This is a genomic window from Streptomyces sp. PH9007, assembly GCF_059813725.1.
The window spans coordinates 6,303,563-6,318,851 of record NZ_CM187440.1 but is presented as its reverse complement, the minus strand read 5'-3'; the positions used below and the strand labels follow the sequence as shown (position 1 = coordinate 6,318,851).

Here is a 15,289-nt window from a genome sequence, read left to right as displayed (position 1 = left end):
CCTGGTCGAGCATGGCAAGACGCCAGCAGGAGGTGGCGAGCTGACAGTCAGCCGGCGCCTGGTCAAGGCTGCGGCCTCTCTTGACCGAGTTGGGTGAAGGCCACGGTGCGGCACGAGTGTTCGGGCCCGAGTACGGCCAGGATGGCGGCAGCCCAAGGACATGCACAGCAGCCGACATGAGTGGGGTCCAGGTGATCTCCCTGCTGAATCAAGATCAACAGCGTCGAGGCGATCCCTTCTTCCGCCTCTTGGTTTTCCCAACTGGGCTGAACAGCAGTCCCAGATTCTGCAAAGCCACAGGCCCCGGGCCTTGAAGAGGCAATCACGGCAGCAAAACCGCAGGCCAGCCAGCCAAGATCTAAAGTCCCAGATTCTGCAAGTCCAATGGCCAACACATGATCAATTAGCGAGATATTTCAAAACAGCCGGGACGGAGCAGCTCGCTCCAGGACGACCCGGATCTGTGGTCTTTGAGAGTTCGCTCGACAACGAATCCGGTGCAGCTGGCGCTGTGGCACGGCGAGGGGCCGGTGACCATCTACGCCACCTATGCCTCGTTGGGCGTGCTCACGGAGGCTTTCGAGGGCGCCTACGGCCAGCAGCTGGCTCCGATGGACCTGGTGGTGGTCGACGAGGCGCACCGCACCAGCGGGTCGATGGGGAAGGCATGGGCCGCCATCCACGAGCAGGCGAAGATCCCGGCGGCGCGCCGGCTGTACCTGACCGCGACGCCGCGGATCTGGCAGGAACGGGAGCAGCGCTGGGAGGCGGCGGAGGGGGTTCGGGATCCGCTGCCCAGGGAGATGGCGGTGTCCATGGACGACGAAGAAGTGTTCGGCCCTGTCCTGTACAAGCTCTCGCTCGCCTCTGCGGTGTCGCGGGGTCTGCTGGCGCGGTATCAGGTCATCGTGCTCGAGCTCCAGGACCCGGTAGTCACCCCCGAGCGGCTGATGGGCGAGCACCGGAACGGCGAGGAGGTCCGCGGACAGCGCCTGGGAGCCCTGCAGGCCGCCGTCCTGCACACCATGGCCCAGCATGACCTGCAGACGTGCATCACCTTCCATCACCGGACCATAGAGGCCCAGGCGTTCGCGGAAGGTCTGGGGCGGGTGGCGGCGAAGCTCCACGCGGACCAACCGGAGATCTATCCGAGGCGGATGTGGACCGACTGGCTGTGCGGGGAGCACGTCCCCGCACACCGGCGGGAGGTCCTGGGCTCGTTCGGGACCACCGGCCGGCGGGCCGTGCTCTCGAACTGCCGCGTCCTGGGCGAGGGCGTCGACATCAGAGCGGTCGATTCCGTCGCGTTCATCGACTCCAAAGCAGCCCCCCACGACATCGTGCAAGCCATCGGACGCGCCCTGCGACAGACGCCCGGTGAGGGGAAAATCGCGTCACTGATCGTCCCGGTCTTCCTCGGGCCCGATGACAACCGTGAGGACATGTTCACCTCCGGCGCTTACCAGCCCCTGGTGAAAGTCCTTGAAGGGCTACGGGCCCACGATGAAGAAGCAATCGAATTGTTGGCTATTCCTCAGGAGCCACAGAAAGACGTGGTACAGCCCTCCCAGTCCATCGGCCCGGAACCCGAGGAAGGTGAGGAAGAAGCCCGTCTCCTGCTCCGCTTCTCCACTCCGCGTGACCCGGTGATGGTCGCCGACTGGGTCAGGTTCAACATCATCGACACCGAACGCCAGGACTGGGCACACGGCTGGTCCAAACTCAAAAAGTTCACACAACGTGAGGGCCACGCCCGGGTGCCATACGAACACCGGGAAGGCGCACACCCGCTCGGAACCTGGATCGCCGAACAGCGACGGGCGTTCGCGGCCGGACAGATGACCAGCAACCGCGCAGCACGCCTCGAAGAACTCGGCATGGTGTGGAGCGTGGCGGATGAGCGGTTCCAGGAGAACCTCGCCGCAGCCCGCGTCTACTACGCCGAACACTGGACCCTGTGTGCACCCCGCACCGCCACCGCGCTCGACAAACCCATCGGACAATGGCTCTCTAACTTGCGGCGTCCCGGAGCACTCGCCGGCAAACCGGAATGGGAAACCGCGCTGCGCGCGCTCGACAAGGACTGGAACCCGGCATGGCCAGCCCAATGGCAACGGCATTTCGCCGCCCTACGCGAACTGGTGGGCGAGAAGGAAGGGCCGGTAGAGGTCCCGCCAGGGGTCACCATCCACGGCATGGACATCGGCAAATGGCTCACCAAACAGCGCAAACCTGAGGTGTGGGCGGCGTTGACCCAGGAGCAACGCGAACACCTGGAGCAGCTCGGCATCACCCCACCAGCCGCAGCCCCGGAAGCGCCCCCGGCAGAGCCGAACAGGCCCGCAGAGCCGCCCACAACGCCCATGAACGCCTTCGAACGCGGCGTCGCGGCCCTCGCCCAATACAAGGAACGAGAAGGCACCCTGACCGTCCCAAGAAGCCACGTAGAGGCGTTGCCGGACGGGTCAGAGGTAAAGCTCGGAGTGTGGGTCATGAACCAGAAAACCCGCCGCACGAAACTCACCACCAACAAACTCCAAGCACTCGCCAACCTCGGACTCAAATGGGCAGCGCAGGAAAGCACGGCCTGATGGCCAGGCACGGGGAGGATCAGCGGGTACGGGAAGCCGTACAGCGGCACGAGCGCAGCACCGCCTCCGCAAAGACGGAGAAGGCCATCTCGGCCGTACTGTCCGATCCGCAGGCCCAGCAGGCGAGGGTCCGGACCGAGACGGCAGAAACCGAAGCTCGGCCTCGAGTTGAGCGCCCGTCCCAGCCGCTCCAGGACCGCCACGAGCAGGCACTGCGCGAGCGCGACGCGGCCACGCTCACCGGGATCCGTCCCCGGCAAACACGGCCGCTGAGGGGCGGACCTCCTGCACGCAGGGTATGAGACCTCCATCGAGGAACCCCACCAAGGCCACAACAACGAGGGCCGGCCGATCCGCACCCGATGACCGGTGAACACACCAGGCACTCCCGCCGCCCGGGATGCGAGAGGAACAGCGATGAACAGCAGCAACCACACCACCGGACCGGACCCGGCGCTGAGCCGTGACCCGGTCCACCGGGTGACGCAGTACCAGGCCGCAGGCGTCAACACCCGGCTGAAGGTCCTCGCCCTCCTCCAGACACAAGGAACGACGGGCGATCGCCGTCGCCTCATCTTCAATGGCACCATCATCGAAACCGGCACCGACTCCTACCGTCTCACCGGCGCCAGAGCCCGCGCCGAACAGCAAGCAGCCGGCTAACGAGGAACGTGCGCAGCATCCACCACGGGCTGCCTGCCGAGCTTCTCCGCCACCCGGTCGCGGAGCAGCTCATACTCCTCTCGCGGCCGGACGAATGTCGGCGGCCGGGGAATGATCAGCCCCTCGGTGACGATTACCTCCGCCCCGAACTGCTCTCGGGTGAGATCGATGTCGACCCCCATGCCCAGGCCGTTCCACCAGTGATAATCGGTGCGCTCGCCGTTCACCCGCACCTCGCCACGGATCAGTTCGCCTCCCAGCAGGTCATTGAGCACCAGAGTGGTGACAAGGCACTGCCATCGGGCCGGGTTCTCCGGGCTCCACTGAGCGCGAGTCTCCGGCGGACAGGTATCGGCACCCCAACTACTGCGGACAGCACGTTCGATATCAATCAAGAGCAGCGGTGTCATGTCCGCCATCCTCGCAGCGGCCACTGACACCGACGACGGGCTGGTGCTGCGGGGCCCGATGGGAAGCCAGGTCTTCAGGGCGTTGTAGAAAGCGGTGTTGGTGTCCAGGACGTCGATGCGACGTGGTCGCCGGTGCTGGCCTTGAGCTGGTCCATGAGTGGACCGTTCTCCCGCTTGTGGCGGGCTTCCCTGATGTCATCCGCCCCATCCCGGGATTTTTACTAAGGAGTTCGAGGCGTTCCGGGTAGGCAGTGTGCTCGTAATTCCCGCCGACCCGGGTTGCTTCGAACAGTGCCATTCCGTTGGGAATTTCCTTCTTCTCCAGGTCTGTGATCGCGGCGTCGGTGTCACCGCCGTGCTCGTGGAGAGCCCGCTCGACAGCTGAGCTGATCATGTCAAGGAAGTGGCCGTAGTCCCCGCCCGCATAGTGCCCACGACCGGGGCGTGCTCGGTGCCGCCCTCACGGCCATCGGTCGGGCAGGTCCCTCGGCACGTCGTGGTGCGAGGCGGCCTGCGTACACTCCGTTTCCGTGAAGGACATCGAGTACCGTCGGCCGGACCGTTGGCTGTGGCTGGCCACGGGCGCGTTCTGCTCCCTCTTCACGGTGCTGGGGCAGCTGGCGGCCTGGGGCCACCCCGACTGGCCGCCCTTGCGGGCGGTCATCCTCTCGGTGCTCTTCGCGGCCTGCACCATCTACCCGGCGCTCATCTCTTTCGACCTGGCGTTGACCCGGACCGTGCTCGAAGCCGGCGGCCTGCGGATCCAGCGGCCTCTGCGGCAGCGATTCCACCCCTGGACAGACATCGTGGCCATCACCGTCGTGGGAACCGAGCACTACGAGGTCCAGCTCGAGCTGACCGACAACTCGCTGCTCCGCCTGCCGGCACCACTGGCATCGGGAGCAAGCATGGACCCGCAGTTCCGGCACAGCGTCAGCGAGATGCGCCGCCGCCGACGGGCCGCCACCCATACCCGCGGGTGACCAGCGGCGCCCTCATCCCCGGAGGCCGATCGGCCGATGCCGGGAAGACCAGCAGGCCGCGGAGCAGCGGGCGGAAACCGTACGGGGTGGCAGCGACTCGCTGCGGCGTTGAAGCGGCTGCGCCTCCGGCCGCTGCCGTTTCATGGTGACGGATGAGGCGGTGGGTGGCGGTCGTCGATGGCCCCTCGGGGACGATGTGCCCGGGGCCACAGCCGGAGTACGACGTCGCAGCTGGGGAGCGTGCGAGGGGTGTGCGGTCGGCCGGCTGCCACGGATCGCTCGCCCTGGCGCGTACGGGCGGGAGCCAGGCGATCGCCGCCGTATGGGGCGGTGGCGCCGCCGGACGCAGCACGCCGCGGGGGCGGGGCCGGGGCGGGGAAGTATCAGGCAGTTGCGCCAGCGGTATCGACCCCAGCCGGGAGAGGGAGGCAGCGGCGGCCCGGTGGGACGGGGGCGCAGCCCAGCCGGGGATGGACGCCCGCTCACAGCACGGGGCCCGCCCGCTGGCAGCCGTACAGCCTCAAACCCAGACCCTGCCACCCAGGCCGCAGGCAGGACCCTACACAGCCGCGTCGGTGAGGGTTCCCTCCCGCTCCGGGAGCAGCTCGGGCATCCCCTCCACCAGCACCACGACGCCGACTACCTCACCGGCCCCGGAACGGCCGAGCCACACCGGGTAGGTACAGTCCCCGGTCGTCGCGAGGACATGAGTTCGCCGCCGGAAACCTCGTCCCAGGTGCGCTGCATGAACATGGAACCGTCGTCGATGTTCTCGTGCCCCTCCAGGTCCGCCTCCCCCCGGATCAGCCCCCGCTCGAACAGCGCGATGAGCGGTTCCCAGGCCCCGGCGTCGGCGAAGCAGCCGGTGGCGCCGTCGGTGTCGAAGCCGGCTATCTGCTGCTCGATGAACAGCCGGGGATCGTCGTCCGGACCGAGGGCCATCTCCCAGGTCGCTGCGGGGGTCTCGCTGACGAGCACGCGGACGGCCGTGGCTTCCGTGGTCGTGACCTCGGCGTCCCGCCACTCACAGTGGTAGCTGAAGCGGACCCGCGCCTCGTCGAGTACGTACTCCCCAGGCAGGACGGGGACCGTGATGCGCGGCCCGTCGCCGTAGTCGATGTCCGGGCCGAATCGGCGTCCGCGCAGGCCTCACACCGGTCACGGTGGGGATCCCAGCGTCCGTGGCCGGTGTCGGTATACGTCCAGCGTTCGTCGCTGAACTTGACCCCGCAGCCGGGGCAGACAGGCCGGCGGGCCTCCCGGGCCGCCGCCTCCTCGAGGGCCCGCTTGCGCATCTGCTCTGCGTGGTGTGCGCGGTCCCGGGCGAGGATGACGTCGCGGACCGCATCGATGAGGGTCTGCGGCTTGTCGCGGCCGGAGCGGTGGAAGACCGGCGCGGTGGAGCCGTGCTCGCGCAGCACATCGATCGTGGTGAACACCAACGGGATCCTGCCGTCGTAGTCACGCAACCCGAACCCAGTCGGCCAGACCTACCGAGCATCACCGCCCCGCACACCAACGCCCACACGGCTGGCTGACGCCAGGTCACCAAAGCCGTCCAGGCCACCGACGGCGGTCCCGTGTTCCTGCAGATCCAGCACGGCGGCCGGGTCGGTCAGTCCGACAACAGCGGCCTCGCCCCCATCGCTCCCTCTCTCTGGCCCCGCTGCTCGAGCCGATCTGCTCCCCCACCGGCTTGCAGGAAGCGGTCACTCCGCGTGAGATGACGGCCGACGACATCCGGCAGATATCAGCAACTTCGCCGCCACCGACCGCCGCGCCGTCGACGCGGGGCTTCGCCGGAATCGAGGTCCATAGCGCCAACTGTTACCTCCTCCACCAGTTCCTCGCCACAGGCACCCAACCACCGCACCGATGCCTACGGCAGCAGCAACCACTTCACCACCGAAATCATCGACGCCATCGGCGCCGAACACACCGGGCTGCGCATCTCCCCCGGCAACACCGCCAACGGCATCACCGACACCGACGACCTCTGCCCGGTCCCCATCAAGGCCAACGCGGACAAGAACCTGGGCTACCTGCACATCGTCTTCGCCGACCGCTGTTCGCCCAGCTGCGCGAGCTCTGAGCGGCAAACTCTCATCGCTAATCCGGTCCTACCCGCCGCCAGATCGCCGCCGACGGGGCCGCCGCGAAGTCGCCGAATACCTTGTGGCCAGCGGAGCCGACCTCATCGCGCTCGGCCGACCTCGTCCACCGCATCCGCACCGGCGCCCCCATCAAAGCCGTCCGCGCCAAATGCGATGTACACCGGCTATACCGGCCGCCCCAACTCCCCGGCGACGCGCAGGACGGCGCGGCTCTGGCTCGCACAACGCAGCGGCTTGATGAGCGCTGCACGGTGCTGTGCGGACTCAACTGGTGACGCGCGGTCAGGGGTCAGGTCTGGGTGGGCCGTGTCCGGGTGGCGAGCCAGGTGACGAGTGAACCGGTGGCGCCGTAGGCCAGGAAGAGGGCGGAGTTGACCGCGTCGCGCCGGCGTTCCAGCGACTGCGACCGCTTCTGTTGCTCGTAGGTGCGCGTCCCCACCGCCGTCGAACCGCGCAGGACGGAACATTCGCTGTCGCCGGGGCGCATCGGGCCGGGGTGTTCCTCCCCCTCGCGTATGTTCTCCCCCGGGCACACGACTTCGCCCGACGCGGTCAGTGCTCCCGCGAGTTGCACCGCTCCCCACAGTGCAGGTAGCAGGAAGAACGCCAAGAGCACCGCTCGGTACCGCACGAGACCCCCAGAAGACGCACCGGACCCGGGCGGCACGTGCCCGTCCGGGACGAGCCGTTCACTGTAGTACCCAGGTGCATGCCACAAGGCCCGGCTCGGTCGTGGAGCCGCGCAGAACGGCTGGTATGTCCGGCAACGGCTCCCAGGGTGAGCCCCGGGGCGGGCATGACGTGGCTGAAGGTCGGCGGTCAGCTCCCCCACCCACATGCCGGGCCCCCAAGATGCCGGCCCAAGCCTTGAAGCGCCGGCTGGGACGCACGGTCCGGCTCGGTTAGCTGGTCACCAGCCCGGCGGTCGCTCCGTGCCCATCACCCGGGACACGGTGATCTCGATGACCACGCGCTCCGGGTTGGGCCGGGGCGGCCGGTAACGCTGTGCGTAGCGTCGTTCGGCCTCGGCGACGGAGTCCTTGTCGTCCTTGACGAGCGCGATGCCTTCGAGGGTGCACCAGCGGCGTCCGTCGACCTGGCTGACGGCGACCCGCGCATCGGGGGCGGCTGCGCGGACGTTGCGTACCTTCGTGCTGCTCGCGCTGCTGATGATGCGTGCGATGCCCGCCTCGGGATCGAAGGTGACGCCGACGGGGACCAGGTGCGGGCTGCCGTCCGGGCGGTGGGTCACCAGGAAGCAGACTCGTCGTTCCTGCCAGAAGTCGTCTTCTTGTGCGCTGTGCGCAGGTACCTCGGTCGTCATGGTGTTCCTTCGTTGAGCCGTACACCGATTCTCCCCGAGCACCACCGGACGCCGGCGCCCCGCCCCCGGTGGGGTCGTTCACACGGCCGTCGGCTCCTTGAGACGCGGTTCTCTCTCGGAGCGGGCGGCGGGTGTGGCGAAGGCGGCGGCCACGACCAGGACGAGCACCAGGACCAGGGCGTTGCGCAGTCCGTAGTGCTCGCCGAGGAAGCCGAGCGAGGGCGGTCCCACCAGGAACGCGACGTAGCCGACGGTGGCGGCGAGGGAGACGCGGGCGGCGGAGTCCTCGCCGGAGTCGCCCGCTGCGGAGAGCGCGACGGGGAAGCCGAGCGATGCGCCGAGCCCCCACAGGATGGCGGCGGACGCGGCGACCGCCTGGTGATCCACGAAGATCACCAGCGCCAGGCCGAGCGCCCCCACCAGGGCGCTCGCGCAGAGCACGGCCGCCCGTCCATAGCGGTCCACGAACCGGCCGCCGATGAAGCGTCCGGCGGTCATCGCCGCCGCGAACGCGGCGTAGACGGCGGATCCGAGGGCGGCGTCGAGGCCGTGGCCGTCGACCATGACCAGCGGCAGCCAGTCGTTCGCCGTCCCCTCGGCCATGGCGAGCGCGAGGATGACGCAGCCGATGAGCAGCAGCCTCGTGTCCTTCCACACCTGGGGGCGTTGTGTGAGCGCGGTCGTGCTGCCGGCGTCGGCCCGGCGCCCCACGTCCGAGGGGACGTTGCGGATCACGAGGGCGAGCACGGCAACGACCACGACGGCGACGATCGCGAGGTGCGCGAGGACGGGGAAGGACACGGCGGTGAGGAGCATGCCCGCCAGGGCCCCGACGACGGTGCCGAGGCTGAAGAACCCGTGCATGGCCGGCATGGTGGAACGCCCCAGGAGGCGTTCGACCTCGGCGCCCTCGACGTTCAGGGCGACCTCGCCGCCGCCCATGCCGAAGCCGAAGAGGGCGAGGCCGAGGGCCACGACGGGGCCGGCGCCGGTCGCTGCCCCGATGCCTATGACGGCCGCGCCGGCCGCCACCGCGACGGTGCCGACCACGATCACGGGGCGGGCGCCCCAGCGGGCCACGAGCGGCCCCGAGCACAGAATGCCGACCATGGAGCCGACCGAGAGCCCGAAGAGGATCAGGCCCATCTGCGCGGTCGAGGCGCCGACCAGGTCGCGTACGTCGGGGGTGCGCGTCACCCAGGAGGCGATGGTCAGGCCGGGTAGGAAGAAGAGGGCGAAGACAGCGGTGCGGCGCACCGCGAGGTCGACGGTCACGGTCATGGCTCCAGAAGATGCTCGAGCATAAGTCTGTACAAGCGTACACACTTTTGGGATGTGGCCGCATGGCACATTGGGGGCGTGAGCGGCACACGACGCGAGGTTCCGAACGATCCCGGGCGCAGGGAACGCATCCTGGACGCCGCCCTCGATGTGATCGCCGAGAGCGGGGTGCACCGGACGACGCACCGCAGGATCGCGACGCGGGCCGCCGTCCCGCTCGGCTCACTGACGTACTACTTCGACGGCATCGACGACCTGCTCGCCCAGGCGTTCGCCCGGCTCTCCGACACCATGTCCCGGTTCTACTGGCGGACCGTGCAGGGCGCCCGGACACTCGCCGAGGCCGAGGCCGCCGTCGTCGAGCTCATCTGCGGCCCCGGTTATGCCACGAAACGCGACATGACCCTCATCTTCGAGATGTACGCCTACGCGAACCACAACGCCGCGGTGGCCGCCACCACCCGTGCCTGGGTCAACCGCAGCCGGGAGAGCCTGGCCCTGCACTTCACGCCCGGGGCGTCACGCGCGCTCGACGCGCTGATCGAGGGCTGGCCCATGCACCGTGCCTTCGACGACGCCCCGCTCGACCGGGAACTCGTCGCCGCCACCGTGCACGCGATCGTCGCCGCTGCTCAGGACGCGCCCGGGGAGCCGCGCTCCTGAGCCGGGATCGTCCGGCGCGGGGCCGCACATCGAGCAGTGCCGCGCAGCCGCCCGCGGTGCGGCAGTTCGTGCTCCAGCCGCGTCTGGGTGTCCGTGCGTCGTGCGGGGCCGCGTACCGGAGGACGGCTCGTCGGACAGCCGTGCTGGCGTGAGTCCGATGCCGACCTGGGCGGCCTCAGCACAGCCGCGCCCGGCCCGTCGACCGTAGGTCAGAACTCGGCCGGGGCCGGTCAGCGGTTGGCGGCGCGGAGTGAGGGTGAGAATCGAGTGGTGTCCTCTCATCGGGACGGGGGGTGGCAGCCCAGGGAGGTCAGTTGGGTGATGCCCTCGGGAGCGCGGTCGGGCAGCAGCATCAGGGTGCAGGCTCGCTCGAAGGTGGCGCCGATGCGTTCCCATCCCGTGAGTGATGCGTGCAGCGCGTCCCGGTCGCCGTCGAGCCGGCCGGCCGCGCGGGCCAGGCAGGCGGCGGCCCAGGCGTTCTCGGCGCCGGCCGGTGCTGCGGCGGCGAGGCGTTGGCGGGCGTCCGGGAGTCCTGCGACGACGGCGGCCTCGGCGGCGACGGCCCACGCGTACGCGTCGTAGAACTGATGGGGAGTCTGCGACCACGGCGGCGTCTTCGCGAGGTCCACGGCGGGTGTGGGAGTGTCGCCCGCCCGCCCCGTGTGCAGGCCGACCCGGATGTCGGCGAAGGCGGCGAAGCTCGCCGCGATGCCGTGCGGGTCCCAGGGTGCGGCCAGGGCGCGGGCCCGTTCCCGCCATCGCTGGTGCTCGCGGTCGTCGCTGTCGCGCAGGCCCTCGGCCAGGGCGGCGGCGTGTGCGGCGGGGGCCATCCAGCGTGCGGCGGGTCGTCCGGCCCGCTCCCAGCCGTCCCACATGAGGGTTGCGTACTCCAGCGCTTCCTCGAACCTGCCGGACAGCGCCAGCGGCACCACGCTTTTGCTGGCCCTCATGTAGAGGCCGCTGAGGGGGTCCTCCCAGGCTCGGCGGGCCGCCGTCACGGCGCGGGGCAGGTCACCGGCGGCCACGGCGACCAGGGGCACGACGTGCAGGGTGTCGATGATCTCCAGGCCGATCCGTGGATCGTGCCGGGGCAGCCGGTCGAAGAGCCGGAGCCGTTCTTCGCTCAGGCTGTGGGCCTCACGGAATCGACCGGCGACGCCGTGGCCGCTGCACACCGCGTCGACGGCGCCGGCGATCAGTACCGGGTCGTCGGCGGCCCGCGCGGTGTCCAGGGCCCTTTGGGCCAGTTGGGCGTCCGGAGCGGTCTTCTGTCCTGTCGCGTTCCAGGCCTCGGCCGCCGCCAGGTAAGCGGTGACGAGCCGGTTGTCCGGTGGTGCGACGCGTTGGGCCTCCGCCAGCAGTTCCCGCAGCTCCGCGTAGGGCAGCGGATCGGGGAACGTCGCGGGGAAGCGGCTTCCGATACAGGCGGCGAAGGACAATGCTGTCGCCCGTGCGGCCGTGTCGCCCGCGACGGCGGCGGAGGCTGCGGAGGCGCGCAGCAGTGGATGGGCCAGGTCGCCCCGGTGTTCGGCCATGGCCACGTCGGCCGCGGCCCGCAGATCGGCGGCCCTCTGGGAAGGGTGGTGTGCGAGGGCGGCGGCCGTCTCGAAGTGGGCTCTGGCCTCGGCGAGGAATTGCCGGGCGTAGCACAGGTGGGCGAGAGCGCGGGCCAGCCGGTCCGGTGCGGCTTCTGGGTGTGCACCGGCGCCGTCCAACGCCGCGCGCAGGTCATCGGCAAGCCGGTCGAAGCAGGAGAGCCAGGAGGGGTCCGGCCGCTCCGTGCCGGCGACCGTCCGTTCCAGGCGCTGGGCCGTGACCGTCGCCCAGGCCAGGTGGCGGGCGCGGCAGCGCGCCGTTTCGCCCTCGGCGTCGAGTCGTTCCAGCGCCATGGCGCGTACGGCTGCGGGCATCCGCCACACGGCGGTGCGTGGGGCCCGGCGGCGGTGGAGCAGAGCGCGGGTGGTCAGCCGGTCCAGGATCGCCTGCGTGTGGGCGGTGCCGGCGACGGCGTGGGCCGCCCGCGCGTCGAAGTCGCGCAGGAACACCCCCAGATGTCTCAGCAGCCGGCGCTCGTCGGTGTCGAGCAGTCCGTAGCTCCACTCGACGGCGCGCCGTGCCGTCTCGCCGTGCGGTGGGCGGCCGTTCGGCGGTGGTACGGGCTCCTGGGCCCAGGTGGCCGCCAGTTCGAGGGCCAGGGGTACTCCGTTCCACTGGGAGCACACCCGCTCGGCGTGGGGCCGCTCGTGTCCACGGTCGCGGGCACGGTCCAGGAAGAGCGCGACCGCCCCGGTCGCCGACTCCGGGGCCACGGGCAGGGGTTCCACCTCCCGTACGTGCTCCCCGGCCGTCCCGAGGGGGCGGTGGCCGGTGGTCAGGACGGAGAGTTCGGGGCAGCCGTCGAGGAGCCGGGCGATCAGGCCGCTGATCGTGCCAGGAGCCTGTTCGCAGCCGTCGACGACCAGCAGGCAGCGGCCCCGGACGAGCCGTTCCTGGAGCGCCTGTTCGAGGGGCTGCCCCGGCCGTTCCCGCACGCCCAGCGCGGCCGCCACGGCCTGGGCGAGGACGTCCTCGCGTCCCGGGGCGAGTTCGACGAAGCCACCGCCCGAGGAGAACTCCTCGACCGCCCGGGAAGCGACGGCCGCGGCGAGCCGGGTCTTGCCCACGCCGGCGGGGCCGGTGAGCGATACCAGCCGGGACGATTCCAACGCCACACGGACGGCTGCGCGTTCGGCCGAGCGTCCGAAGAACCCCGTCTCCCACCGCGGCAGACCGGACAGCATTCCTGACTCCTCAAGGACGTGGGTCACCGGAGTTCTCCTCTGTGTGAACATCACTGGGGTGAGGTGTCGGCGGCCGGTTCGGCAGCCATCGCCTGTGTGCGTGCGGGCATACGTTCCGCACGGGCGGTGCGCCGCGAGACCGCGACGCCGGCCAGGCAGAGCAGTCCTCCGCCCAGCGCCCATGGTGTGGGCACCTCACCGAGCAGCAGCCACGACAGCAGCACGACGACCGCGGGCACCAGGTAGGTCGTCGCGGCGGTCTTTCCCGCGCTGGTGCGGGCCAGCGCGTAGGCCCAGGTGGAGAAGGCCAGCGCCGTCGGGAACACCCCCAGGTAGACCACGCCGAGCACCGCACGGGGCGGAGCCGTCGTCAGTTCCTGGGCCAGGACGGCGGCGAACGGCAGGCACGCCACCGCGCCGACCGCGCAGCCGAACGTGGTGACCTGAAGTGCGGAGGCGTGTCCGAGAGCGGGTTTCTGGGCCAGGATCCCGGTGGCACAACCGACGGCGGCGAGCAGGCACAGCAGTACGCCGGGCAGCGATGCCTGGCCCGGGCCGGAGCCGGCCAGGCCGACCACGGCGGCGCCCGCGAAGGCCAGGGCCACCCCGGTGAGCAGCCGCCCGGGGAATCCCTCGCCCAGCAGCCAGCCGCTGAGCAGCGCGACGAGGATCGGGCCGACGTTCACCACGAGGGAGGCAGTGCCCGCGTCCACCCACTGCTCGCCCCAGTTCAGAGCGACGAAGTACACGCCGAACCACAGCACTCCGGAGCCGATGACGCCCGGCCACGCGGCACGCGGCGGGAATCCCTCCCGCCGGGCGGCCAGGAGGACGGCGAGCACCGCGGCACCGATCAGCAGCCGGCCGAGAGCGAGCGCGCCCGGTGAGAAGTGCGGCGCCGCGTCGCGGATGACGATGAACGCCGAGGCCCACAGCAGCACGGTGACCCCGACCGCGAGCAGCGCCCGCCCCTCGTCGTCTGCGCGTGCCGGTGTTGTCCGGACGGCCATGGCCACTGCTCCCTCGGGGTCTGTGGTGGGGTTCTCTCGGGTGGTGGCGGCCGGGTACGTCACGGTGGGCCGCCGTGGCGGCGCTCAGGTGCGGGTGGTGATCCGGATGCGGGCGCGGACGCGCTGTTCCAGGGCGTCCAGTGCTTCGGGGGTGGGCGCGTCGATGAAGAAGGTGACGGATCGGTCGTCGGAGCTGGAGAGCGGCTGCAGTCGGCTGCCGCGTTGTTGGAGAACCAGTACGGCGCGCAGGGTGGGCGGGTCGTCCGCGGCGCCGGGCTTGATGTCGGGCCAGACTCCGCTGCCGCTGATCCACTCGGGCTGTACTCCCGGCCAGTCGAGGAGGACGTCCTCCAGGGTCCCGGGGGTGTGCTCGACGTAGATCTGTCGCGTCCAGCGGCGCGGTCGCGGGTAGGCGGCGGGTTCGCCGAGCGCGATGCGGAGGATCTCCGGTTCCAGGGGGCGGCCGGTGGCGAGTTGGTAGAGCACCAGCAGGCCGTCGCCCGGGGTGCGGGCCGCGACCTCCATCAGGAAGGGTCTGCCGTGTTCGTCGACCCGCCATTCGGAGTGGGTGATGCCGTCCTGGAAGGCGAGCTCTTCCAGCAGTCGCCGGTTGGCGTCCAGCAGGGTGTCGCTGAGGCTCCCGTCGGCGCTGGGGACGCTGTGGGCGAGTTCGACGAAGGTCTGTGCGTGGCTGTTTGTGGTGTTCTTGCCGGTGACCGAGGCGAAGATCACCCGGCCGTCCTGGACGAGGGACTCGACGGAGAACTCCGGGCCGTTGATCTTCTGTTCGACGAGGATGACTTCGTGGTCGGGGTAGGTGGCGAGCCGGCTGAGCAGTTCCTCCCGGTCGGTGACGGTGCGGACGCCGGAACTGGAGGCGCGGGAGGCGGGTTTGACCACGGCCGGGAAGACCACGGGGCTCAGGTCGGCCGTGTGGCGTTCGCCGGCCGGGATCGTCAGGGAGGCGGGGCTGAGGCCGGGGAGGTACCAGCGTTGCAGGAACTTGGCGCGGCCGGCACGGCTGGCCCGCAGGCCGGGTGACCGCACGCCGAGGCCGTCGGCGAGCAGACCGGTCGGCTCGGCGAGGTAGTCGCCGACGGCGTACGCGCCGACGATCGTGTAGATGTCGCGCCAGGCGGCGGTCCGGGCGACGGCGCCGGCGACGAAGGCTCCCTGGACGGTGAAGTCCCCGGTGACGTAGGCGATGTCGGTGATGTGCGAGGCGGGGTTGGAGGTGTCGGCCATGGCCTGGGTGGCCTGTTCCCGGTAGGAGTCGGCGGTGATGACCAGGATCTTCAGGCCGCGCCGGGAGAGTTCGGTCAGGTAGAGCGGGTTGCGGCGGATCACGGGGAAGGAGCCGGTCAGGATGAACGCCTCGGCCTGGCCACCGGGGCTGCCTGGGGCGGATGCGGATGCGGTCATGTCGGGGTGATCTCCTGGTTCTCGGTGCCGGCCCGGGTGCCTGGAACG

At 70.3% G+C, this 15,289-nt stretch carries 12 protein-coding genes and 1 pseudogene; 5 read left to right on the top strand and 8 right to left on the bottom strand.

Going from position 1 to position 15,289, the window contains the following annotated elements; translation table 11 throughout:
• The first annotated feature begins 497 nt into the window (after positions 1 to 497).
• Complete coding sequence (locus tag ACTFAP_RS28795) at positions 498 to 2,591, top strand: helicase associated domain-containing protein (RefSeq protein ID WP_500467849.1); 2,094 nt, start codon at positions 498 to 500, stop codon at positions 2,589 to 2,591.
• Between the two features lie 567 nt (positions 2,592 to 3,158).
• Positions 3,159 to 3,254: pseudogene (locus ACTFAP_RS28790) on the top strand (IS21-like element helper ATPase IstB); the annotation flags it as partial.
• On the opposite strand, the gene ACTFAP_RS28785 reads toward ACTFAP_RS28790, so the two are convergent.
• Complete coding sequence (locus tag ACTFAP_RS28785) at positions 3,251 to 3,664, bottom strand: YunG family protein (RefSeq protein WP_500467848.1); 414 nt, start codon at positions 3,662 to 3,664, stop codon at positions 3,251 to 3,253. The pseudogene ACTFAP_RS28790 and the gene ACTFAP_RS28785 sit on opposite strands and share 4 nt — an antisense overlap.
• Before the next feature lie 530 nt (positions 3,665 to 4,194).
• Here ACTFAP_RS28785 and ACTFAP_RS28780 point away from each other — a divergent pair.
• A complete protein-coding gene (locus ACTFAP_RS28780) occupies positions 4,195 to 4,647 on the top strand; it encodes a PH domain-containing protein (protein ID WP_495683012.1) in 453 nt (150 codons plus the stop codon).
• A gap of 639 nt (positions 4,648 to 5,286) precedes the next feature.
• On the opposite strand, the gene ACTFAP_RS28775 is transcribed toward ACTFAP_RS28780, so the two are convergent.
• Entirely contained in the window at positions 5,287 to 5,727 is a 441-nt protein-coding gene (locus tag ACTFAP_RS28775; RefSeq protein ID WP_500469590.1) for a DUF4241 domain-containing protein, read from the bottom strand.
• 643 nt (positions 5,728 to 6,370) lie between these two features.
• On the opposite strand from ACTFAP_RS28775, the gene ACTFAP_RS28770 reads away from it, so the two are divergent.
• Positions 6,371 to 6,739 (top strand): hypothetical protein, encoded by a 369-nt coding sequence (locus ACTFAP_RS28770; protein WP_500467847.1) that lies wholly within the window; start codon positions 6,371 to 6,373, stop codon positions 6,737 to 6,739.
• A gap of 311 nt (positions 6,740 to 7,050) precedes the next feature.
• On the opposite strand, the gene ACTFAP_RS28765 is transcribed toward ACTFAP_RS28770, so the two are convergent.
• The 3 genes from ACTFAP_RS28765 to ACTFAP_RS28755 all read right to left on the bottom strand — a co-directional run bounded on the left by ACTFAP_RS28765 (position 7,051) and on the right by ACTFAP_RS28755 (position 9,366).
• On the bottom strand, positions 7,051 to 7,335 hold the full coding sequence (locus tag ACTFAP_RS28765) for a hypothetical protein (RefSeq protein ID WP_500467846.1): 285 nt from the start codon (positions 7,333 to 7,335) through the stop codon (positions 7,051 to 7,053).
• Positions 7,336 to 7,671: 336 nt separating this feature from the next.
• On the bottom strand, positions 7,672 to 8,085 hold the full coding sequence (locus ACTFAP_RS28760; RefSeq protein WP_390124582.1) for a PPOX class F420-dependent oxidoreductase: 414 nt from the start codon (positions 8,083 to 8,085) through the stop codon (positions 7,672 to 7,674).
• A 78-nt stretch (positions 8,086 to 8,163) separates the two neighbouring features.
• Complete coding sequence (locus tag ACTFAP_RS28755) at positions 8,164 to 9,366, bottom strand: MFS transporter (protein ID WP_390124580.1); 1,203 nt, start codon at positions 9,364 to 9,366, stop codon at positions 8,164 to 8,166.
• Positions 9,367 to 9,444: 78 nt separating this feature from the next.
• On the opposite strand from ACTFAP_RS28755, the gene ACTFAP_RS28750 reads away from it, so the two are divergent.
• A complete protein-coding gene (locus tag ACTFAP_RS28750; RefSeq protein ID WP_500467845.1) occupies positions 9,445 to 10,029 on the top strand; it encodes a TetR/AcrR family transcriptional regulator in 585 nt (194 codons plus the stop codon).
• A 278-nt stretch (positions 10,030 to 10,307) separates the two neighbouring features.
• Here the strand turns inward: ACTFAP_RS28750 and ACTFAP_RS28745 are convergent, their stop codons facing one another.
• The 3 genes from ACTFAP_RS28745 to ACTFAP_RS28735 all read right to left on the bottom strand — a co-directional run bounded on the left by ACTFAP_RS28745 (position 10,308) and on the right by ACTFAP_RS28735 (position 15,241).
• A complete protein-coding gene (locus ACTFAP_RS28745) occupies positions 10,308 to 12,836 on the bottom strand; it encodes an ATP-binding protein (protein ID WP_500467844.1) in 2,529 nt (842 codons plus the stop codon).
• Positions 12,837 to 12,859: 23 nt separating this feature from the next.
• Positions 12,860 to 13,819, bottom strand: coding sequence for a DMT family transporter (locus tag ACTFAP_RS28740; protein WP_500467843.1), 960 nt, complete (start codon positions 13,817 to 13,819; stop codon positions 12,860 to 12,862).
• Positions 13,820 to 13,903: 84 nt separating this feature from the next.
• Positions 13,904 to 15,241, bottom strand: a complete 1,338-nt coding sequence (locus ACTFAP_RS28735) for an ATP-grasp domain-containing protein (RefSeq protein ID WP_500467842.1) — start codon at positions 15,239 to 15,241, stop codon at positions 13,904 to 13,906.
• Positions 15,242 to 15,289 lie beyond the last annotated feature (48 nt).